The following is a 21,379-nucleotide window of genomic DNA, read 5'->3' on the forward strand; positions in this document are numbered from 1 at the left end:
GGCAAGGCTGATGCGGTGGTCGGTGGCGAGCCGGTGGACGGGGGTGGCGTCACGGAACCAGCGCAGCACCAGGACCGCCTGCTGGTAGGGGGTCAGTGCGCGGCGGCCTCGGCGAGTGCCGCGCCGCCTGCGCTGCACCCTCAGAAGACGGGCAACGAACCAGACCAGCTCTCGCGCCACGTCGAGCGTGGCACCATAATTGATCACGTGGGGCCGCTGGAACCTCGGACTTGATCTTCGCAAATCCAGTCCTACCAGGAGCCCCACGCCTCAACCCCGGCCAACACGCGCACCCGGCCCCAGCCTTACTGAGAAAACCTCAATGTGGCCTTGGTTGCGTCTGACGCACCGAAGGCCGCCTTGGGTGCGCCTGACGCACCGAAGGCCACATTGGGGCGCTCGGGTCGGAGCGGCCGGGACGGAGTGAGCGGCGCGCCGGGGCGGCGGGCGAGCCGGGGGCGGGCTCGCACAGTAGGGTTCCGGCCATGGCCAGCAAGCCCAAGCAGCTGCTCGCGGAGTTGACGCACCCGGGTCCGCACGAGGTCCTGCGGGGCGATCTCGCCCTGGTCGGGCTGCCCGGCGTGGTCTTCACGCCGCGCGCCGGGCTGGGGTTGCCCGCCGTCGCCTTCGGGCACGGGTGGCTGCAGCCGCCCCATCGGTACGCGCAGCTGCTGCGCCACCTGGCCAGCTGGGGCGTGGTCGCCGCCGCGCCGGCCACCCAGCTCGGGCCGCTGCCGTCGCACCGGCTGCTCGCCGCCGACCTGCTGACCACGCTGGACGTCGTCACCACCGTGCGGCTCGGCCCGGACGGCATCAGCGTCGACCCCGCCAAGCTCGGCCTCGCCGGGCACTCGAGCGGTGGCGGCTCCGCCGTCCTCGCGGCCGCTCAGGACGCGCAGAGCGAACGGCCGCGGATCAAGGCCGTCGCCACCATCACCGCGGCCCAGACGCTCCCCTCGGCCACCGAGTCGGCGAAGGCGATCACCGTCCCGGGCCTGCACCTCGCCGCCGAAGACGACCTGGTCGCCCCCGCGGTCGCGCACGCCGAAGCCATCGCCGACGCCTGGGGCGGCGACGACGTCCAGCTGCGGTTCCTCGGCAAGGCGTCCCACCTGGGCGTCACCGAGGGCAAGCACTGGTCGCAGCTGTTCCTGCACGGCAAGCCGCACCGCAAGACGCAGCAGCTCACGCGGGCGCTCTTCACGGCGTTCTTCCTGACCCACCTGACCGGCACCGACAAGTACCGGCCCCTGCTCGAGGCGGACGTCAAGCGCGCCCCGATCGAGCGGGAGGAAGAGCCCGCCCGCTGACGCGGCCGGGTCAGTCGACCAGCCAGGAGTTGTTCGAGAAGTCGTCGTCGTCGAAGGATTCGACGCGGGCGTGGCGGCCCGTGCGGCGGGGCGCCGGCGGCGCGGGTTCCGCCGACGGCGGGGGCTCCGGGGCCGCGCCGTGCGCCGGTTCGGGCACCCCGGGCACCGACGGCGCGATCGGCGGAGGCGGCGGCGCCGTCTCGTGCCGCGGCTCCGGCCGCGCGTAGCTCGCGAACTCGTCGGCCGGAGCCGGTTCGTCGTCTTCGGGCCCGAACGACATCTTGTGGTCGCGGTCGGCGAGCGCCTTCTCGGTCAGCCAGCCGCCGGACTTCTGCTGCCGCTTGTTCAGCTCCTGCATGCGCTCGATGTAGCGCGCGTGCACGGCCGCGTCGCGCTTCATCGTCTCCAGCGCCGCGGCCTTGCCCTCTTCGACGTGCCGTTCGCGCAGCCCCCGCTGTTCCTGCTGTTCCCGGGTGGCCATGGCCAGCGCGTTCATCGCGGCCGCCAACCTGTCCGCAGCACTCATCGGCGCCTACCCCCTCATCGCTCGTAGCTGATCGAACGGTCGCCTTCGTCGTCCAGCGATCCGCTGATCCGCCCGCCGGACCCGCGGGTCTCGAAGACCGCGCCTTCGACGCGGTACTGGCTCGGGCCGCGCTGCTGGTCGCCCCCACCGCCGCCGGGCGCCCCGCCCATCATGCCGCCCATCATGCCCATGCCGGGCATCGAGCCGCCCGCCGAGGCGCCGCCCGCCGACGCCATCGCGTGGTCCATCCCCGTGGGCGCGACGCCGAGCCCGACGTCCGCCGAAGCCACCGGCGTGGTGGCCCCGGTGGTGGCGCCCGCTTCGAGCGCGGTGCCCTCCCCGGTGATGGCGTTGCCGAACCCCGCCGTGGTGGTCGCGTCGGCCGCGCTGCCGCCAGCGGATTCCGCACTCCCACCGCCGGTCGCGGCACCGCCGCCTTCGCCGCCCGCGGTCGCCTCGGCGGTCACGGCGCCGGCGTCCACGCCGCCGGGGGCGCTGAACCCGCCGGTCGCCGCGGCGGAGGCCACCGGAGCCGGCTGGCCGTCGGCGCTCGCCGGCATCGTGGTGACCTTCTCCGGCCTGCCGTCCGGACCGGCCGGACCGGACGCCTTGTCGCCACCCTTGTCCGCCCCGGCGCCCTTGTCCTGGCCGTCGGTCTTGTCCGGCCCGCCTGCCTTGTCCGAGCCGTCGGCCTTGGCGTCGCCGCTCTTCTCGTCGTCCAGGGTGTAGGTGGTCGGCTCGCCCTTGCCGTCGTCGACCGTCACCACGGTGGGCCCGTCCGGGCCCTCCGGCTGCTCGGCGGTGATCTTGAGGTTGCCGTCCTGGATGTGGATCTTGCCGTCCGGGCCCGGGTGGTACGCGCCGTCCGGCCCCGGCTTGCCGTCCTTCGCGCCCTGCGGGCCGAAGTCGCCGGTCTTGCCGTCGGCCCCGGTGGCTCCGGCGGCGCCGTTCTTGGCTTCGCCGTCCTTGGGGGTGTCGAAGTCGAGCTGGTAGTCCTTCGGGTGACCCTTGCCGTCGTCGACCTTGACGTCCATCTTGCCGTCCTGGTCGGGCTCGGTCATCGAGATCTTGTTGTCGCCCTTCTGGACCGTGACGCTGTCGTGGTCGACGTCCTTGATCGTCGCCCCCGTCTTGGGGTCGATCGGGTAGGGCTGCCCGGTGTCCGGGTTGACCTCCAGCGGTTTGCCGGTGACGGGGTTCGTGCCGTCCCCGGGCTTGTGTTCCGGCTCCGCCGTCGGCGGCACCGACGCCGACGGCGTCGTCGAGCCGCCACCCGTCCCACTGCCACCCCCGGTGCCCGTTCCCGTCCCCGTACCGGTTCCGGTTCCGGTTCCGGTTCCCGTGCCCGTCCCGGTCCCGTTTCCATTGCCGTTCCCGTTTCCGTTGCCGTTGCTGGGCTTCGGCGCGGCCGCCGGGTCGGGGAACGGGTTCGTGTAGTCGGCCATGAACCGCGTCAACGTGTGGAAGTGCTGGTTGATCGTGTCGGTGGCGTTCTTGCACAGCGCCTTGAACGCGTCGTAGCGCTGCCCGAAATCGGCGGCGAAGCTGCCCTTGAGCCACTGCTTCGCCGCGCCGATCGCGTATTCCTTGTTGTCGTCGTTCAGGTCCTTGCTGTCGTCGCGCAGCCGCTGCTCGAGGTTGTTGCCCGGGCACGCCGAGTCCAGCCAGTGCGCGATGTCGAGCAGCTTGTCCTTCGAGTCGACCTTGCCGTTCGCGACCTCGATGACCTGCTTCGCGATGTACAGGGGCGCGGTGGCGACCTTGTCCGTGCGCAGCTTCAGCACCTCGTCGACCTTCGTCTTCAGCGAGGTGTAGATGTGCGTCATCGTCTCGGGCACGAGCTTCCCGACGCCCTCCATCTGCGTCAGCAGTTCCTGGGCGTCGGGCTGGATGCGCTGCTCGTACTTGACCTTGGCCGCCTTGGCGCCGTCGCCCTTCCAGTCGTGGAACAGCGTGTTCAGCGAGTTCGTGGCGTCGGTGCGGGTCTGGTCGACGACCTGGTGGGACTTGGTCATGTCCTCGACCTCGTCGAGGAACTTCTGGAAGTCGATCTCCCGGTTCTCGTGGAACTTGTCCCAGACGTCCTTCTTGTGGTCGATGGGGCCGGGGCAGTCCGGCATCTTGTTCCACACCTGCTCGGCCCACTGGGAGAAGAAGTCGAGCGCGGGGTTGCCGAGGTCGAGCACCTCGTCGGACTTGGTGACGCCGACGCCGCCGACCGCGGGCGGGGTCTGGGCGTTCAGGTCCTGCTCCGCCTTCTTGGCGGCGTCGCCCTGGGCCTTGTCGGCCTGGGCGTTCGAGTCGTGTTCGGCCTTGGCCTTGGCGTACGCCTGCTCCGGGTTCCCGAACACCATCGCGGTGAGGAGCGAGTCCTTGGTGCCCGCGGTGACGTAGGGATCGTCGAGCATGGCCTGGATCTCGGCCTTGGTGGGCTGTGCCATCAGTTCGCCCCCGCCTTCTTCGCGGCCGCCGCCTGCTGCTCGTCGTTCGAGGTGTACTTCGTCGCGGCCGTGCCGACGCCGCCGCCGAGCTGGGTCAGCTGGCCCGCGTACCCCTTCATCGCCGCGCCGATGCTGTCGATCCCGGCCTTGTAGTCGGCGAAGTACTGGCCGTGGACGCGGCCGAAGGACTGCTGGGCCAGGGGGGTCGGCGCCACCTTGCCGGCCTGGCTGGTGGTCTTCTCGGCGGCGCGTTCGAGCGCCGTCTGCGCCGTGAGCATCGCGTCTGAACTCGCCTGGTAGCCGCCGTCCGGCATGACCAGCGCCCCCTCCTCGTCGGTGAAACCCTTCGCCCCGCACTGTCCCGGCTACGACGCACGCCGATGGCCCGCGGTGCCGTCGCACATGCACACAAAATGTACCGAGCGGCCTTCCGGGCCGCCCGGGCCTTCACCCGGCCCGCTGCCCCAGCCGGACCACGGGCCGGTCACCCTCGACGGTGTCGGCGAGGACCTCCGCGGCGTTCCGGATGTCGACCAGCCGATCCAGCTCGTCGAGATCGATTTCGAGCCCGAATTCGACCTCGACCTCCACGAGCAGCCGGACCCGCTGCCGCGAATCGACGCCCATTTCGGCGAACGGGGTGTCCGGGCCGATCGTCGCGGGGTCGACGTCGAACACCCGGCACACGAGGGCGATGATCCGGTCGAAGTACTCCGCGGCGGGCATGCCCCGATTGTGACTCATGCCCGCACTCAGCGGGGCCGTTTGGCCCAAAAGCGGGTCCGGGCCGCCGACCGGGACACCTTCCCGCTCGAGGTCCGCGGCAACGCACCCGGCTTGACCAGCAGGAACGTGTGCACGCGGAGGTCGTGCCCGGTGGCGACGGCCCGCCTCGCCGCCCGTGCCACTTCGTCCTCGGCCACCCCGGCGCCCGCGGCGCCGCGGGCGCGTTCGGCGACGACCACCAGCTTCTCCCCCGCCGGGTCGTCCACGCCGAAGGCGGCGATCCGGTCCGGTCCCAGCGCGGGGTGGGCCGCGGCGACGGTTTCCTCGATGTCCTGCGGGGTGTGGTTGCGGCCGTCCACGATGATCAGGTCGCGGATCCGCCCGGTGACGTAGAGCCGCTCGCCGTCCCAGAACCCCAGGTCGCCGGTGCGCAGCCAGCCGTCCTCGCCGTCGAGCCGCCCGCCGAACACCTCGGCGGTCAGCTCGGGACGGCGCCAGTAGCCGTCGGCGACGTTGGGCCCGTGCACCCAGATTTCGCCGGTCTCGCCGTCCGGCACGGCGACGCCGCGCCCGGGGTCGACGATGCGCAGCCGCTGACCGCACGGCCGTCCGGCGGAGACCAGCTCGCGCCCGGACACCTCGGTGGTGACCGGCCCCGTCCCGTCACCGCCGGCGACGAAGACGGTTCCTTCGGCCAGGCCGTACGACGGCCGGTACGCCCCGCGGGGGAACCCGTGGGGCTCGTACGCGGCGAGGAAAGCTTCGACGGTCTTCGCGCGCACGGGCTCGCTGCCGTTCAGCGCGACATGTACCCCGGAGAGGTCGAACTCGCGGCGCCGGGCCTCGGGCACGGCTTCCACCAGCAGGTCGTAGGCGAAGTTCGGGGCCGCGGTGAGCGTCTTCGGGTACGCCGCCATCATCGTCAGCCAGCGGACCGGGCGGCGGACGAACTCCAGCGGCGCCAGGAACACCGAGCGCCCGCCGCTGTGCACCGGCCCGCAGACCAGCTGGATCAGCCCCATGTCGTGGAAGAACGGGATCCAGCCGACGCAGGTGACCGCGGAATCGACGGCATAGGCGGCGCACACCTGCCAGCAGGCGGCAGCGAGCGCGCGGTGGCTGATCACCACTCCGGCCGGCGACCGGGTGGTGCCGGAGGTGTACTGCAGGTAGGCCGGGTCCTCGGGGCGGACCGCGGCCGGCGGGAACTCGGCGACCTCGGGCAGGGTGTCCACCGCGACGACGGCCCGCGGCCGCGGCACGCCGTCCAGCTCCCGGACCTTCGCCAGCAGCGGCTCGGTGGTCAGCCAGACGGCGGCGGCGCAGTCGTTCAGCGCACCGGCGAGCCGCTCGCGCTGCGCGCGCAGGTCCGGCGCCGACAGCGGGACGGCCACGGCACCGGCGTAGAGCGCGCCGAAGAACGCGACGACGTACGACAGGTCCTGCCGCGCGATGATCGCGACCCGCTCGCCGGGTTTCACCCGTTCGCGCAGGTCCGCGGCGACGGCGCGGACCCGCGCCAGCAGCTCGGCCCAGGTCAGGGTGCGCTCGGCGAGTTCGGCCCCGCCGGAGCAGTCGAGGTGGGTGTAGGCCGGGCGCGGGTCGGCGGCGCGGCCGGCCAGCCGGAACGTCAGCGGGGTCGCCAGCACGTCTTCGGGAACCTCGTCCGGCACCACGGCATCATACGGAGGTGGACGACTTCCTCGTACTGGACGCGCGCGCGGACCGGGCCGCCGTGCTCCGCGACCCGCGGCTGAGCTCCAGCCCGGACACGTCGGTCCCCGCGAACCTGCTATTCATGGACGGCGCGGAGCACCGGCGGCTGCGGGAGGTCGTCAAGGAGGTCATCGGGCTCGTCGAGCCGCTGCCCGCCGAGGTCGGGGCGGGCATCGAAGAGATCGTGGGCGGGCTGGCGGACCGGGCCGAGTTCGACCTGGTGGCCGACTTCGGCCGGCCGGTGGCCGCGCTGGTCGCCGCCGCGGTGCTGGGCGCGGGGCCGTTCGACGACCGGTTCCTCACGGCGCTGTCGGAGACCACGGCCAACCTGAACGTGTGGTCGGGCCAGGCGTCGCCCGCCGGCGACGTCGCGGCGCTGCGCGTGGCGATGTTCTTCCTCAAGGCCCCGGACACCGGCCGCGGCGGGCTGGCCCTGCTGCGCCGCGCGCACGCGGAGGGGCGGATCAGCGAAGACGAGCTGATGGTGACGCCGGTGATGCTCGCGCACGCGGCGTACGAGAACTCGATGAACTTCCTCGCCCTGGCCGGGCTGGGCCTCGTGACGACCCCGCGGGACGACCTCGGCGCGGCCGGAGTGCGGAACCTCGTCCAGGAGATCGCCCCCACCCGGTACGCGGCCCGGCGGGCGGCGGCCGCCTGCGAGGTCGCGGGCCGGTCGCTGGCCGCGGGCGAGAAAGTGGCTGTCCCGCTGGGTGACGGCCTGGCGTTCGGCCTCGGCCGGCACGCCTGCCCGGGCGCGCGGGTGGCGGTGGCGGAGGGCGAGATCGCCCTCCGCGCCCTCGCTCGGATCCTCACGCCGGACCACGTCGTCACCGGAGTCGGGTGGAAAACCCACCCGGTGTTCCACGGCCTGGCCTCGGCGCGCGTGGTCGTGCGCGGCAAGGCGGGTTGACCCGCGCCTCGCCGCTCACGAGCGGCTCAGGAAACGGCCGAGACCACGCCGGCCAAGCGGTCGGCCGCCGCCTGGGCCGTCGACTGCGCCGGCGCCTCGACCATCACCCGGACGAGCTGCTCGGTGCCCGACGGGCGCAGCAGCACGCGGCCTTCCTCACCCAGCTCGGCCTCGACCTCGCCGACGGCGTCCCGGACCTCGGCGGAGCCGGCGACGGCGGCCTTGTCGGCGACCGGGACGTTGACCAGCACCTGCGGCAGCCGGTTCATCACCGCGGCCAGGTCGGCCAGGGACTTGCCCGTTTCGGCCATCCGGCTCATCAGGCGCAACGCCGTCAGCAAACCGTCGCCGGTGGTCGCGTGGGCCGGGAGCACGACGTGGCCGGACTGCTCGCCGCCGAGGGCGAACCCGCCGGCGCGCAGCTCCTCCAGGACGTACCGGTCGCCCACCGCGGCCGTGACGACCGTGATGCCGTGCGCCTTCATCGCCAGGTGCAGGCCGAGGTTGCTCATCACGGTCGCGACCAGCGTGTCCTTGGTCAGCTCGCCGGCCTCGGCCAGCGCGAGCGCCAGGACGGCCATGATCTGGTCGCCGTCCACCAGCTCGCCGGCGGAGTCGACGGCCACGCAGCGGTCGGCGTCGCCGTCGTGCGCGATGCCCAGGTCGGCGCCGTGCTCGACGACGGCCTTGCGCAGCTTCTCCGGGTGGTTCGAGCCGCAGTGCTCGTTGATGTTGATGCCGTCCGGCTCGGCGAACAGCGCGACGACCTCGGCGCCCGCCCGGCGGTAGATCTCGGGCGCGGCGGCCGACGACGCCCCGTTCGCGCAGTCGACGACCACCTTGAGCCCGGCCAGCGGGTGCGGCGTGGCGTCGAGCAGATGGGCGGCGTAGCGGTCGAGGGCGTCCTCGACATCGGTGACGCGGCCCACACCGGCGCCGGTCGGGCGGACCTTGCCGTCCGCGAGGCCCGCCTCGATCTCGTCTTCGATGCCGTCGGGGAGCTTGTGCCCGCCCGCGGCGAAGAGCTTGATGCCGTTGTCGGGCATCGGGTTGTGCGACGCGGAGATCATCACGCCGAGATCGGCCTCGAGCGAACCGACCAGGTAGGCGACGGCGGGCGTCGGCAGCACGCCGACGCGCAGGACGTCGGCCCCCGCGGAGGTGAGGCCCGCGACGACCGCGGCTTCGAGCATCTCGCCGCTGGCGCGCGGGTCCCGGCCGACGACGGCGACCGGCCGGTGCGAGCGGTCGTGCGCGGCCAGCACGCGGGCGGCACTGGCCGCCAGCGCCAGTGCCAGCTCCGGCGTCAGCTCGGCGTTGGCCAGGCCACGTACCCCGTCGGTACCGAACAGGCGTGCCATCGATCGACCTCCCTTGTGGAATGACCACGACAACCTAGCGACGTGGGCGGAGCGCGTTCCCCCACCCCCGAGTGTCGCTCCGGACCGCGGAGGCGAAACACCCCGGGAATCGCCGGGTCTGGAAAACGCCGGAGCGCCCATCCGATGGACGGATGGGCGCTCCGGTGGGTTGCGCCAGGGGCGCGATCAGCGCTTGCTGTACTGCGGGGCCTTGCGGGCCTTCTTGAGGCCGTACTTCTTCCGCTCCGTGGCGCGGGCGTCACGGGTCAGGAAGCCGGCCTTCTTGAGGGCCGGGCGGTCGTCGGCGTCGACCTCGACGAGCGCGCGGGCGATCGCCAGGCGCAGCGCGCCGGCCTGACCGGAGACGCCGCCGCCCTTGAGGTTGGCGAAGATGTCGAACGAGTCCGGCTTCTCGACCGTGACCAGCGGCTCGCGGATGAGCTGCTGGTGCACCTTGTTCGGGAAGTACTCCTCGAGGGTGCGGCCGTTGAGCTTGAACTCACCGGTGCCCGGGACGACCCGCACGCGGACGACGGCTTCCTTGCGGCGGCCGACGGTCTGGGCGTTGCCGCCGGCGGCACGCGACGGACGCGGCGCGGCAGGGGTTTCGCTGGTCGCGACGGCGCCGGTCTCGGTCGCCTCGGACACTTCAGCGGCCTCGACGACCTCGGGGGTCTCGGTCTCGGTGCTGGTCACAGACTGTTCCTCACTCACTGCGCGACCTGCGCGATCTTGGTGATCTCGCGCGCCTGCGGCTGCTGCGCGGCGTGCGGGTGCTGCGGGCCGGCGTACACCTTCAGCTTCTTCGCCTGGGCGCGGCCGAGCTTGTTCTTCGGCAGCATGCCCTTGACGACCTTCTCGACAAGGTGCTCGGGCTTGGTGTCCAGCAGCTCGCCGAACGAGCGCTTCCGCAGACCGCCCGGGTAACCGCTGTGCCGGTAGGCGAACTTCTGCTCGCGCTTGTTACCGGTGAGCGCGACCTTCTCGGCGTTGACGATGATGACGAAGTCACCGGTGTCCACGTGCGGGGCGTAGGTCGGCTTGTGCTTGCCGCGCAGCAGCGTGGCGACCTCGGTCGCCAGCCGTCCGAGCACGACATCCTCGGCGTCGATCACGTGCCAGGCACGAGTGACGTCGCCGGGCTTGGGGCTGTACGTGGGCAAGGGTCTACCTCGTCGTCAACATTGCGTGTGGGTTCTGTGCGGGCCTAGCGCTTACGCGCCGCAGCGCACAACGACATATGAAGATACCCCCACGGTCACCGCACCCGCGCATGGGGGGTGGTGGAAGCGCCCATATTAGGCTCCAGGCGGCCCGGGCGCAGCCGGGACCCTACCGGATTTCCCCGCCGAACCGCCTGCACGCGCCACCGCGACACGCGAGGATGGGGCCATCCGGACGGCACCAGTCGAGCAGGGGACGGCATGAGGAAACGACCGACGGCGATCTTCGTCCTGGGCGCCCTGCTGGCCCTGGCCAGCGCCTGCGGCACGGCGAAGGCGGGCACCGCCCTGCCGAAGGGCGACGACGCCGCGGACTACGTCGGCGCCAAGTTCGAGCAGGTCATCGGCAAGCTGTCGGACGCCATCACCGACTCGCGCGACGTCACCAACTCACTCGACGCCTACTTCAGGTTCGACGACAAGTGGGTGCACAGCACGGTGACGTCGGCGCGCACCGGCAGCCCGGAGAGCCGGGCGGTGCGGCACCGCTCGCAGAAGAACCCGGACGAGATCATCGACACGTACACGCCGGCGGACGGCACGGTCGAGTACACCTACCTCGGCCCGATGTACGTGCAGAAGGGCGTCTCGCCGACGGCGTGGGTGTCGATGCCGAAGCCGGAGGGCGGGCTGGTCGTGCCCTGCGCCTGGGGCGGGGTGCTGACGCCGTGCCGGATGGCGGACTCCACGCTCGACGCCTACAAGGCCGACAAGCGCGCCGTCCGCGGGGCGAAGAGCCTCGGTGACGGCAAGACGGCGCTGACGGTGAACGTGCCGTTCGGGATCTTCGTCGAGAACAAGGTCGAGATCCTGCCGCCGAGCATCACCGGTCAGGTCGGGCCGGAGCTGAAGAAGGCCGCGGTCCCGGCCACGATCACGCTGAACCCGGACGGCAGCCTCGTGTCCTTCGTGATGGAGGCGAAGTTCGCCGGCGACGGCCACCAGCTGGAGCTGAAGTACGAGTTCCGGTTCACCGGCAAGGCGAGCCTGCAGGACATGCCGAAGCTGCCGGAAGCGAGCCAGATCACGGTGCTGCCGGACCGGGCGGCGATGGACGAGTTCTACCGGCGGCTCGGCGAAGCGCAGGGCAGCTGAGGCGTGACCACGACCCGAGGTGATCTCCGATGACACAGCCGCCAAAGCCGCCACAGCCGCCACAACCGTCGCAGCCGTCCCAGCCGTCCGATCCGCGGCAGCCGCAGTGGTGGCAGCCGCCGGCTCCCGGCGCCGCACCACAGCCCGGCGCACCACAGCCCGCCGCGCCACAGCCCGCAGTACCGCAGCCCGGTGCGTGGCAGCCCGAGCAGCAGGCGACCGGCCCGCACGCCGGGCAGTGGCAGCAGCACGCCGACCCGGGCACCGGCTCCTACACCGGGGCGTGGCACCCGGGACAGCCGTCGGGCTCGTTTTCCGGGCCGTGGCAGCCGGGCGGGCCGAGCGGGCCGTGGCAGCCGCCGTCCCAGCCGACGCCGCAGCAGCAGCCGCCGACCCCGACCTCGACCCCGCAGCCGCCGGCGCCGGGCCACGGGCAGCCGCAGTACGGCGGCGGGTTCCAGCCGGGGCAGTACGGCGGCCTGGGCGCGTTCCCGGCCGAGCCGGCGAAGAAGCCGAAGTCGAAGAAGCCGGCGCTGATCGCCGTTGGCGCGGTCCTGGTGCTCGCGCTCGGCGGCGGCGCGGCGTGGCTGCTGGGGGCGTTCCGCGGGGACGTGCTCGAGCAACAGTCCCTTGAGGACGGTGTGGTCAAGGTCCTCAACGAGAACTACGGCGAGCCGGACGTGAAGAACGCGCAGTGCCCGGCGAACGAAGCCGCGCAGAACGGCACGACGTTCGACTGCACGGTGACCATCGGCGGGCAGCAGAAGAAGGTGACCGTGCGGGTGCTCAACGACCGGCCGGAGTACGAAGTCGGCGCGCCGCACTGAGTTCACCGCCGGTACGCCGCGCGTTCTCCGCGCCTTGGCGGCCGGTTCCCTTACCGCGCACCGCGCTTACGGTTTTCGGTGCAGCACAAAGGAAAACGGCGGGCTCCGCACCGGAGTGCGGGCCCGCCGTGGTTTCCGGGACTACCGGCTCAGAACAGGCCTTCGACGGCGCTGTCCGTGGACTGGTAGCCGTCGGCGATCTGCGGCAGGGCGGCGGCGATCTGCGCCAGAACCTGCTTCAGGTCCTCGAACTTCTGGTCCCAGGTGCGCTGCGCCGCGTCGTACTGCTCCTTCGCGGAACCGGTCCAGGTGGTGACCAGCGGCTTGAGGTCGTCCTTGAGCCGGTCGAACGCGGTCTGCAGCTCGGTACCGGTCTGCGTGCAGTCGTCCGCGGCCGCGCGGATCGTGGCGTAATTGACGAGAATGCCGGGTGCATCGGGCATGATGAGCTCCTTTTTTGCGGAGGAAGTTCAGGTGGGTGGCGAAAAGATCAGGGTGGCGCTCAGCCGAGCTGGTCGAAGCCCTTGTTGACGGCGCTGAGGATCTCCTGCTGCTGCTGCTCGGAACGCTCGTACTTGGAGCCGGCCTCCTTGAGGAGCTCACCGATGCGCTGCAGGGCCTGCGCCATGCCGCGGGCGTCGTCGTCGAACCGCAGCATCACGTGGTCGAAGGCCTTCTTGGCCTCACCCTGCCAGCCGGCCCGGGTGGCCTCGATGCGGTCGCGCAGCGTCGCCAGGTTCTGGTCCATCTGCGCACGAACCTCGGTCACCTTGCCCTCGGCGTCGGTGAACTGGGCAACTGTCCCTGCAAATCCAGGCCCGCTCATACCGGGACCCCCTTCTCAAGTGTGATGGTTGGCCGTAACCAAGCTTCTTCGTTCGTACGGCCCTACGACGCAGACACTGCCATGTCCGGTTCCCCCTTGTCGTGGTTCTTCCGGAAGTAGTTGCTTGCGTTAACGCCCGCGCCGGGAACCGGTCGCCGCCGGTATCCGCAGAACGCTCCGCACCGGTGCGGCAGCAGCCGGAAACACGTTCCCCACCAGCGGAATTAGCACGCGCACAGCGACCATCCGCCGAGTTTCAGCGGTCGCGCTGCATGATTCGCATCTGGGAAAAGTCTTCGTCGTCCTCACCCGATCGAGGGGATCGCGCGGAAGATTGCGAACGCGAAGTAACCGGATCGGGAACGGCGGGAACCGCGAGCCCGCGGGCGCGGCGGAATCGTTCGGCGGCCGCGCGCAGCGTGCCCGGCGTCGGATCGCCGGACTTCGCCCCGCGCCCGCTCTGCTTCAGCAGTTCGGCGTTCTCGCTGTGCCGGCGGCGGCTGCGCGCGAGCGCGTTCCCGGCCACGCGCCGGGAATGCGTCACCGCGTCCTGCCCGAGCCGCCGGAAGGACGCCGCGGCGCTTTCGAATTCTCCGGACGGCACCGCGTGCCCGCCTCTCAGTTGAGGATTTCGACGGTGCGCACGGCCTGCACGCACGCGGCACCGACCCGGTCCCGCAGCGGCGCCGTGGCGTACTGGCAGCCGATGTGGACCCGGATCCGGCCCTTCGCGACCACGTACCAATCGACCTGGAGATCGGGCCGGTCCGGCTTGCTCTCGTGGTAGCCGATCACCGTCTTGCCGGCGTAGGACAGGCCCGGGTTGAACGCGCTGTAGCGCTCGGGCTCCTGGTCCGCGCTGCGCTTCAGCTGGTCGGTGAGCTTCTGCGGGTCGGCGGTCGCGTCGTAGTCCATGACGTACTCCTGGGCGACCACGAGGTCGTTGCCGTCGCGCGACTCCTGCGGGTGGATCACGACCTGCTTGTCGGCCACCCGGTCGTCGGTCTGCACCCAGTCGTCCGGGGCGACGAACTTGAAGTCGTACTGCGACAGCGTCCGGCCGGTCTCGACCTGGTTCCCGGAGTTGCGGAACACGAAGAACCCGCCGACGACGAGCGCGGCCACGACGACCACCGCCACCGCGAGCACGCCCCACAGCCTGCGGCGGTCCTTCCCGGCCGGCTCGGGCGCGGGCCGGGCGCCGGCGAGCGGGCCCGGCGGGTTCGGCGGCTTCGGCCGGGCGGGCTGCCCGGCGGGCGGTGTCCAGGGTCGGGCCACCGGCTGGCCGGACGGCGGCGACGGCGGGGGCACCGGCCGGTTCCCGTACCCGCCCGGCGGTGGCGGGGTGCGCGGCGGGGACGGGCGCGGGGCGACGTCGCCGGGGCGGACGACCTCCGTGCGCTGCGCCGCCGGGCCGGTGGCGCCGCCCGGGGTGGCGGCCAGCCGGGCCATCGCTTCGCCGGGCAGCGCGCCGGTGCGGTCCGGGTCCACCAGCACCGCCCGCAGCGCGCCGCGCGCGACGACCGTCTCGGGCTGGTCGAGGCTCGTCGGCACGACGCCGGTGCGTTCGTGCACCAGCCGCGAAATCATCGGGATCCGGCTCGACCCGCCCACCAGGAAGATCGCCGTGAGCTGCTTCGGGCGCAGGCCGGCGTCGCCGATCGCGGCGACCGTCAGCTCGACGGCCCGGCCCAGCGGCGCCGCGATCAGCCGTTCGAGGTCTTCGCGGGTCACGTGCGCGTCGGCGAACGGCGGTGGCATCGGCACGTCGGTGTAGGCGTGCCGCGACAGCGTCTCCTTCGCGCCCCGCACGTCCTGGCGCAGCACGCGCCGCCTCCGCCGGTCGGTCAGCTCACGGCCTTCGACCAGCTCGCGCCAGGCGGCCGGATCGGCCGCGGACACCAGGGATCCGATGTGCTCGAGCAGCGCCTGGTCGATGTCCGCGCCGCCGAACCCGGGGTCGCCCCGGGTGGCCAGCACCTGGAACCCGCCGCGCTGCGGACGGCCGGCCCGGTCCCGCGCGGTGTCCGGCGGCAGCCGCCGCACCACGCTGACGTCGACCGTGCCGCCGCCGAGGTCCAGCACCGCGAGCGCGTCGCCGGGGCGGCCGCTGAACTCGACCGTGCGGTCGTTCGTCACGTCCTGCGGCGCGAAGGTCGCCGCGTGGTAGACCGCCGCCGCGACCGGCTCGGGCACCAGCGCGACCTCGCGCGCCAGCCCGCCCGCGGCCTGCCGCAGCAGCCGGGTGCGGATCGCGCCCCAGTCCGCGGGGTGGGTCAGCACCAGCAGGTCGACCTCGGCGTCGCCGGCCAGCCGGCGGGCTTCGGCCACCGCGCGGCCCAGCACGGCGTGCACGACGTCGGTGACCCGCAGGACCTTCTCACCCAGCAGCAGCTCGCCCTCGTCGATCCGCCGCTTCGGGTTCGGCTCGTACCGCGACGGGTCGACGGCCGCCTGCCGCTCGGCCTCCTGGCCGACGAACAGCGTGCCGTCCGCCGCCGCGTACACCGCCGAGGACATCAGCGGCTGGCCGTCGATCACCACGACCTGCGGCTCGCGCCCGTTCACCGAGGCGACGACGCAGGTGCTCGACGTCCCGAAGTCCACCGCAACCCGGACCGTCACCAGCAGCTCCCGCACATTTCGTCGCGCTCCCCCGCGCCCCGCCGGCGGGACGCCTCCACGGGGAGGAACCTACCTCCCGGTGCGGAACGCCCCGCCGTCGTGCTCAGTCCGGCTGGATCCACGACACCTGGATGAGCTGCTTGCCGTACTTGCGGGTGAGCATGTTGCCCCGGCCCGGCGGCATCGCGGACGGCTTGATGTTGCCGACCAGCGCGCCCTCGTCGCGGGAACCGTTCATCACCATGCCCGGGGCCGCGATCTCCTTGAGCTTGCCGATGATCGGGTCGTACATCGCCTTCGACGCACCACCGGTGCGCCGCACGACCACCAGGTGCAGGCCGACGTCCTTGGCCTGGGGCAGGAAGTCGGAGATCTTCCGCAGCGGGTTGTTCGTCGACGTGGCGACCAGGTCGTAGTCGTCGACGAGGATGAACAGCTCCGGCCCCTTCCACCAGGACCGCGTCTTCAGCTGCTCCTGCGTGACGTCGGGGCCGGGCAGGCGCCGCGTCATCGAGTTGAAGACGTCGTTGATCATGCTCTCCAGCTGCGCCGCCGACACCGCGTACCCGAGCAGCGAGTCGCCCTGGATGAACCCGAGCATCGTGCGCCGGTAGTCGACCAGCAGGATCAGGCCTTCCTTGGCGGTGTAGCGCTCGGAGATACCCCGGGCGATCTGCCGCAGCAGGTTGGTCTTGCCCGACTCGCCGTCCGCGAACGCGTAGAAGTGCGGCTCGGCGTTGAAGTCCAGGTAGACCGGCTGCAGGTCCTCTTCGTTGACGCCGATCGGGATGAGCTTGGAGTCCCGGGCGGAGTCGAGCTTGAGCACCTCTTCGTAGGTGATCAGCTCCGGCAGCAGGCGGACCTGCGGCGCGACGCGGCCGCGCCAGGCGCCCTTGATCTTCGCCACCGCGTCGGCCACGCCGGCCGCGATCGTCTCCGGGTCACTCGAGCCGTCGATCCGCGGGAGGCCGCCCAGCATGTGCAGCTTGTCGCGGGTGAGGCCGCGGCCCGGCCGCCCGGCCGGGATGTTGACCGCGATGCGCCGGTCGATGTCCGACTCGGTCGGGTCACCGAGGCGCAGCTCGAACCGGGTGCCGAGCATGTCCTTGATCGCCGGGCGGATGTCGGCCCACCGGTTGGCGGCGATGATCACGTGCACGCCGTAGGACAGACCCTGCGTGGCGAGCCGGGTGATCGTGCCTTCGAGCTCCTCGAAGTCGTCGCGCAGGGCCCGCCAGTTGTCCACGATCAGGAACGCGTCGCCGAACGGGTCCTGCTCGGGGCGGATCTCGCCGCGGCGCTTGCGGTTGCGGAACTCGGTCATCGAGTCGATGCCCATCGCCCCGAACCGGCCTTCCCGCTCGGTGAGCAGGGTGGTCAGCTCGGCCACGATCCGCCGCGCCTTGTCCGGCTCGCGCCGGGCCACCGCGACCCCGCCCACGTGCGGCAGGTCGGCCAGCCCCGCCAGGGTGCCGCCACCGAGGTCGAGGCAGTAGAACTGCGCCTCTTCGGGAGTGTGCGTCAGCGCCATCGACATGATGAGCGTCCGGAGCATCGTCGACTTGCCCGTCTGCGGGCCGCCGACGATGACGCCGTGCCCCGCCGCACCGGAGAAGTCCGCCCACAGCGGGTCACGCCGCTGCTCGTACGGCCGGTCGATGATGCCCAGCGGCACCTGCAGCCGCCCGTTGCCGAAGAAGCCGACCGGGGACAGGCCGCGGTCGTCGGTCGGGTTCAGGTTCGGCAGCAGCGTGTCGAGGGAGTTCGGGTCCTTCAGCGGCGGCAGCCACACCTCGTGCGCCGGCGGGCCCTGGCCCACCAGGCGCGAAACGATGACGTCGAGCTCGCTGGGTTCGACCGCCTCTTCGGGCTGCCGCTGCTCTTCCTTCGGCGCCGCCTCGATGATCTGCGGCTCCGGCTCCTTCGGCAGTTCGACGAAGTCCGGGACGAACAGCTGCGGCCGCTTGTCCGCGCGGACCACGGTCGCCGCCGGGCCCGCCGCCTTGAGGCCGGCCGGCCGGTACGGGCCCGAGACGTAGGCCGCCTTGAACCGCACCAGCGTCGAGGTGTCGTACTTGAGGTACCCGCCACCGGGGACCGACGGCAGCTCGAAGGCGTCCGGGACGCCGATCGCCGCGCGGGATTCCGCGGCCGAGAAGGTCTTGAGGCCGATCCGGTACGACAGGTGCGAGTCGAGGCCGCGCAGCTTGCCTTCCTCGAGCCGCTGCGAGGCCAGCAGCATGTGCATCTGCAGCGACCGGCCCAGCCGGCCGATGGCGACGAACAGGTCGATGAAGTCCGGCTTCGCGCTCAGCAGTTCGGAAAACTCGTCACAGACGATGAACAGTGCCGGCAACGGGTCGAGGTCCGCGCCGTTTTCGCGCGCCTTCTCGTATTCCCAGACGTTCTTGAAGTTGCCGCCGTTCTTCAGCGCTTCCTGGCGCCGGTTCATTTCGCCGGCCAGCGCGTCCTTCATGCGGTCGACCAGCGTGACCTCGTCCGCGAGGTTCGTGATCACCGCCGACACGTGCGGGGCCTTGTCCAGGCCCAGGAACGTCGCGCCACCCTTGAAGTCGACGAGGACGAAGTTGAGCGTGGACGAGGAGTGCGTGGCCAGCAGGCCCAGCACCAGCGTGCGGAGGAACTCCGACTTGCCGGAACCGGTGGCGCCGATGCAGAGGCCGTGCGGGCCCATGCCTTCGGCGGCGGCTTCCTTGATGTCCAGCTCGACCGGCTGCCCGTACTCGCCGACGCCGAACGGGACGCGGTAGCGGTCGCGGATCGGCCGCGGCCGCCACGCCTGCTGGACGTCGAAGGTCATCGGGTCGCCGGGGATGCCGAGCAGCTCCAGCAGCGACGGGTTGGACAGCAGCGGCTCTTCGTCGCCGACGTCCTGGCCGGCGGCCCCGCCGACGCGGTACGGCGAGATGAGCCGGGCCAGCGACTCGGTCTCGACCAGGCTGAGGGTGTCCGGGCGGCCGAACCACTCGACGCCGCCGGCGCTGCGCGCGCCCAGCCGCTCGGCCTCGACGACGAGCCGGAGGCCGCGGCGGGCGGCGAGGTTGCCGAGGGAGTCGGACAGGTCGATCAGCGTGACGCCGACCAGGCCCTCCTCGAGGACGATCTGCTCTTCGCGGGTGACCTCGGCGTCGTCGATGATGATGACGACGTGCGGCTGGTCCGGCGCGGGCGTGGCGTTGCGGGAGAAGCGCTGGCGGTCACGGAGTTCTTCGTCGAGCCAGTCTTCGATCTGGGCCAGCGAACCGGCCATCATGCGGAGCTGGCCGATGCCGTCCGACAGCGTGGGGTGCTGGGCGTGCGGCAGCCACTTCGCCCACTCCCACTCCTCCTTCGCGCGGCCCGCGGTCGCCACCGCGATCAGCACGTCGTCCGGGCTGTGGAAGGTGACGAGCTGGGCGAGCATCGCGCGGGTGAGGCCGCGGGTCAGCGCGCGGTCGCCCTGCATGCTGACCGCGGCGAACCCGCGGAGGGTGATCTGGGTCGGCAGGTCCGGCACGATCGAGTGCGCGCGCACGAACCGGCGCAGCGCGAGGGTGGCGATCGGCTCCAGCTCGTCGACCGGCCCGGTCTGCGGCGGGACCAGCCGCGTCGCGAGGCGGTGCGAGCTGCGCCCGACGCGCAGGTGCAGGAAGTCCTGGTCGTTCTGGCGGCGTTCCCACATCCGGCGGCTGGCGGCCAGCGACCAGAGGGACTGGGGGTCGGGGTGCACCCATTCCAGGGCGGCGCGCTGGTCGACCATGGCCTCGCGGGCGCGATCGCGCATCTGGCCCAGGTAACGCAGGTAGTCCTTGCGGTCTTCGTCCATCTCGGCGCGCTTGGCGCCGCCGCCCTTGCCGCCGCCGCCGGCCATCATCCCGAGCGTCCCGACGACCATCATGCCGCCCATGGCCATCATCATCGGGTTCCGGTTGCTGGCCTGGAACATGAAGACCATCATCCCGAGCGAGGCGACGATCATGACGACCGGAAGCGCCTTCATGACGATGTTGCCGGGGATGACGCGGGGCACCTCGGGTGGCGGCTCCAGGTGCACCTCGCCGCCCGGCGGCCGCGGTGCCGCCAGCCGCGGCGACTTCTTGAACTGCAGCGTGCTCATCGAAGGACCCCTCTTCAAACTCGACGATGGCGGCCACCGCAAGGTGTGCGGACAACCTATCGAACGCCCCGTGGGAATTTCGCCGGATGCTCGGAAACCCCTCGTGAACGCGCGTTTGCCCTCGTCGTCCGAGTGTACGGCCCGGCACCGGCAGTAATGCCGCGTTCGTCGCGCCGAGCTGGAATGCCGGTGAATTTCGGACGTTCGGTGATGGCCGCGGCGGGGTTCGGTATAAGTTCCTGCGGGAGCAGCATCGACCGAGCGGGGGCAGTGCAGTGGCCACGGGCACGACAGTTTTCAGCAGGGTGACGGTCGTCGCGCCGTCCACCCGGATCGACGTCGCGCTGCCCGCGGACGTCGCGGTGGCCGATCTGCTGCCGATGCTGCTGGACATGGCCAAGGAGACCTCGCCCGACGGCGGGGCCCGCCACGGCGGCTGGGCGCTCGCGAAGCTCGGGGACGCTCCCCTCGACCCGAGCCGCACCCTGGCCTCGCTCGGCGTGGTCGACGGCGAACTCCTCCAGCTGCGCAAGCGCAACGAGAACCCGCCGCCGCCGCTGTACGACGACGTCGTCGACGCCATCGCCGAATCCTCCCCCGACAGCTTCCGCCCGTGGACCAAGGAGACGGCGAACCGCTTCGGGCACGTCGCCGGCGGGCTGGCGCTGTTCGCCGCCGCCGTCGCGCTGTTCATGAGCGGCTCCTTCTACGGCGGCAGCGCGCTCGGGGCCGCCATCGCCGGCGGCATCGGGGCCATCGCGTGCGTCGCGGTCGGCGCGACGCTCGCGAAGGCCTACCAGGCCGAGGCCACCGGCGTCCTGATCGCCGCGGCCGGGGGCCTGCCCCTGGCGTTCGTCAGCGGGTTCTACATCGTGCCGGGGCTGTCCCTGCGGGCGAACCTGCTCCTCGGCGCGGTACTGGTGATCATCGTCGCGTCCGTCTGCATCATGGTCATCGGCGCCGGCATCACGACGTTCATCGCCGCCGCCACCGCGGGCACCTTCGGTGCACTGGCCTTCCTCTTCGGCACGCTCGTCGCGCACCCGGCGCCCGGCATCGCCGCGGGCACGGTCGCGGTCGCCCTCGCCTGCATCTCGATCCTGCCCCGCGCCACCATCTGGCTCGCGAAGCTGCCGCTGCCGCACGTCCCGAGCAACGCCGAAGAACTCAAGGAAGACTCCGGTTTCCCGGACTACCGGGCGATCGAGCGCCGCACCGCCGTCGCGCACAACTACATGACCGGCCTGATGGTCGGCTGCGGGGCCACGGTCGCGGTGTCCGCGATCATCGCCGCCACCGCGCCCGGTGCGTTCGGGATCATCCTGGGTGTCGTCGCGACGCTCGTCCTGCTCCTGCGCGCCCGCGCGTACGCCAACGGCAGCCAGGCGATCGCCCTGCTCACCACCGGCCTGGTCTCGGCCACCGGCATCGCCGTCGGCTGGCTGGTCACGGCGAGCGCCCAGAACCGCCTGCTCTACATCTTCGGCGCGCTGATCCTGCTCGCCGCGGGCGCGCTGGTGGTCGGCGTGATCTTCCCGAACCAGCGGTTCTCGCCGCCGCTGCGGCGCACGGTGGAGATCATCGAAGCGATCTGCATCGCCTCCGTGCTCCCGCTCGCCCTGGGTGTGATGGACCTCTACACCACCCTGCGGCACCTGAACTTCAAGTGACCG

The 21,379-nt window shown here is 71.9% G+C and carries 18 protein-coding genes and 1 pseudogene; 5 read left to right on the plus strand and 14 right to left on the minus strand.

From position 1 onward, the window contains the following. Positions 1-180, minus strand: a pseudogene (locus ACLJOU_RS38110) (IS5/IS1182 family transposase); the annotation flags it as partial. Between the two features lie 305 nt (positions 181-485). Between ACLJOU_RS38110 and ACLJOU_RS38115 the strand changes: the two are divergent. After that, the gene (locus tag ACLJOU_RS38115) at positions 486-1,310 is read left to right on the plus strand and encodes a dienelactone hydrolase family protein (RefSeq protein ID WP_410574147.1); all 825 of its coding nucleotides are present in this window, start codon (positions 486-488) and stop codon (positions 1,308-1,310) included. Positions 1,311-1,320: 10 nt separating this feature from the next. On the opposite strand, the gene ACLJOU_RS38120 is transcribed toward ACLJOU_RS38115, so the two are convergent. The 5 genes from ACLJOU_RS38120 to ACLJOU_RS38140 form a co-directional block, all read right to left on the minus strand. After that, positions 1,321-1,836 (minus strand): hypothetical protein, encoded by a 516-nt coding sequence (locus ACLJOU_RS38120; RefSeq protein WP_410574148.1) that lies wholly within the window; start codon positions 1,834-1,836, stop codon positions 1,321-1,323. A gap of 14 nt (positions 1,837-1,850) precedes the next feature. Next, positions 1,851-4,277 carry a hypothetical protein gene (locus ACLJOU_RS38125; RefSeq protein ID WP_410574149.1) on the minus strand — a complete coding sequence of 809 codons (2,427 nt, stop codon included), beginning with the start codon at positions 4,275-4,277 and terminating at the stop codon, positions 1,851-1,853. Continuing rightward, positions 4,277-4,591 (minus strand): hypothetical protein, encoded by a 315-nt coding sequence (locus ACLJOU_RS38130; RefSeq protein WP_410574150.1) that lies wholly within the window; start codon positions 4,589-4,591, stop codon positions 4,277-4,279. The genes ACLJOU_RS38125 and ACLJOU_RS38130 overlap by 1 nt, the downstream gene beginning before the upstream one ends. Before the next feature lie 133 nt (positions 4,592-4,724). Then, positions 4,725-5,003 carry an acyl carrier protein gene (locus tag ACLJOU_RS38135; RefSeq protein WP_410574151.1) on the minus strand — a complete coding sequence of 93 codons (279 nt, stop codon included), beginning with the start codon at positions 5,001-5,003 and terminating at the stop codon, positions 4,725-4,727. A gap of 26 nt (positions 5,004-5,029) precedes the next feature. Next, a complete protein-coding gene (locus tag ACLJOU_RS38140) occupies positions 5,030-6,679 on the minus strand; it encodes a fatty acyl-AMP ligase (RefSeq protein ID WP_410574152.1) in 1,650 nt (549 codons plus the stop codon). 14 nt (positions 6,680-6,693) lie between these two features. On the opposite strand from ACLJOU_RS38140, the gene ACLJOU_RS38145 reads away from it, so the two are divergent. Beyond that, entirely contained in the window at positions 6,694-7,632 is a 939-nt protein-coding gene (locus ACLJOU_RS38145; RefSeq protein ID WP_410574153.1) for a cytochrome P450, read from the plus strand. A 26-nt stretch (positions 7,633-7,658) separates the two neighbouring features. On the opposite strand, the gene glmM is transcribed toward ACLJOU_RS38145, so the two are convergent. From glmM to rplM, 3 genes are all read right to left on the minus strand, one after another. Beyond that, positions 7,659-8,993 carry a phosphoglucosamine mutase gene (gene glmM, locus ACLJOU_RS38150; protein ID WP_410574154.1) on the minus strand — a complete coding sequence of 445 codons (1,335 nt, stop codon included), beginning with the start codon at positions 8,991-8,993 and terminating at the stop codon, positions 7,659-7,661. Positions 8,994-9,179: 186 nt separating this feature from the next. Beyond that, positions 9,180-9,689: a 30S ribosomal protein S9 gene (gene rpsI, locus ACLJOU_RS38155; RefSeq protein ID WP_410574155.1), complete on the minus strand. Its 510-nt coding sequence runs from the start codon at positions 9,687-9,689 to the stop codon at positions 9,180-9,182. A gap of 14 nt (positions 9,690-9,703) precedes the next feature. Further along, positions 9,704-10,156: a 50S ribosomal protein L13 gene (rplM, locus tag ACLJOU_RS38160; RefSeq protein WP_004560141.1), complete on the minus strand. Its 453-nt coding sequence runs from the start codon at positions 10,154-10,156 to the stop codon at positions 9,704-9,706. A 261-nt stretch (positions 10,157-10,417) separates the two neighbouring features. Here rplM and ACLJOU_RS38165 point away from each other — a divergent pair, with 261 nt between their 5' ends. Further along, entirely contained in the window at positions 10,418-11,311 is an 894-nt protein-coding gene (locus ACLJOU_RS38165; protein ID WP_410574156.1) for a hypothetical protein, read from the plus strand. 29 nt (positions 11,312-11,340) lie between these two features. Continuing rightward, a complete protein-coding gene (locus tag ACLJOU_RS38170) occupies positions 11,341-12,138 on the plus strand; it encodes a DUF4333 domain-containing protein (protein WP_410574157.1) in 798 nt (265 codons plus the stop codon). Positions 12,139-12,287: 149 nt separating this feature from the next. Here ACLJOU_RS38170 and ACLJOU_RS38175 read toward each other — a convergent pair whose 3' ends face one another. The 5 genes from ACLJOU_RS38175 to eccCa all read right to left on the minus strand — a co-directional run bounded on the left by ACLJOU_RS38175 (position 12,288) and on the right by eccCa (position 19,706). Beyond that, positions 12,288-12,581 carry a WXG100 family type VII secretion target gene (locus ACLJOU_RS38175; protein WP_410574158.1) on the minus strand — a complete coding sequence of 98 codons (294 nt, stop codon included), beginning with the start codon at positions 12,579-12,581 and terminating at the stop codon, positions 12,288-12,290. 59 nt (positions 12,582-12,640) lie between these two features. After that, on the minus strand, positions 12,641-12,964 hold the full coding sequence (locus ACLJOU_RS38180; protein WP_410574159.1) for a WXG100 family type VII secretion target: 324 nt from the start codon (positions 12,962-12,964) through the stop codon (positions 12,641-12,643). Positions 12,965-13,220: 256 nt separating this feature from the next. Further along, complete coding sequence (locus tag ACLJOU_RS38185; protein ID WP_410574160.1) at positions 13,221-13,568, minus strand: hypothetical protein; 348 nt, start codon at positions 13,566-13,568, stop codon at positions 13,221-13,223. A gap of 14 nt (positions 13,569-13,582) precedes the next feature. Further along, positions 13,583-15,589 (minus strand): type VII secretion-associated protein, encoded by a 2,007-nt coding sequence (locus tag ACLJOU_RS38190; RefSeq protein WP_410574161.1) that lies wholly within the window; start codon positions 15,587-15,589, stop codon positions 13,583-13,585. A gap of 103 nt (positions 15,590-15,692) precedes the next feature. Next, positions 15,693-19,706 carry a type VII secretion protein EccCa gene (gene eccCa, locus ACLJOU_RS38195; RefSeq protein ID WP_410574162.1) on the minus strand — a complete coding sequence of 1,338 codons (4,014 nt, stop codon included), beginning with the start codon at positions 19,704-19,706 and terminating at the stop codon, positions 15,693-15,695. A gap of 305 nt (positions 19,707-20,011) precedes the next feature. On the opposite strand from eccCa, the gene eccD reads away from it, so the two are divergent. Then, a complete protein-coding gene (gene eccD, locus ACLJOU_RS38200) occupies positions 20,012-21,376 on the plus strand; it encodes a type VII secretion integral membrane protein EccD (RefSeq protein WP_410574163.1) in 1,365 nt (454 codons plus the stop codon). The last annotated feature ends 3 nt before the right edge of the window (positions 21,377-21,379 follow it).

The organism is Amycolatopsis sp. cmx-4-61 (assembly GCF_046548775.1).
Lineage (GTDB): Bacteria > Actinomycetota > Actinomycetes > Mycobacteriales > Pseudonocardiaceae > Amycolatopsis.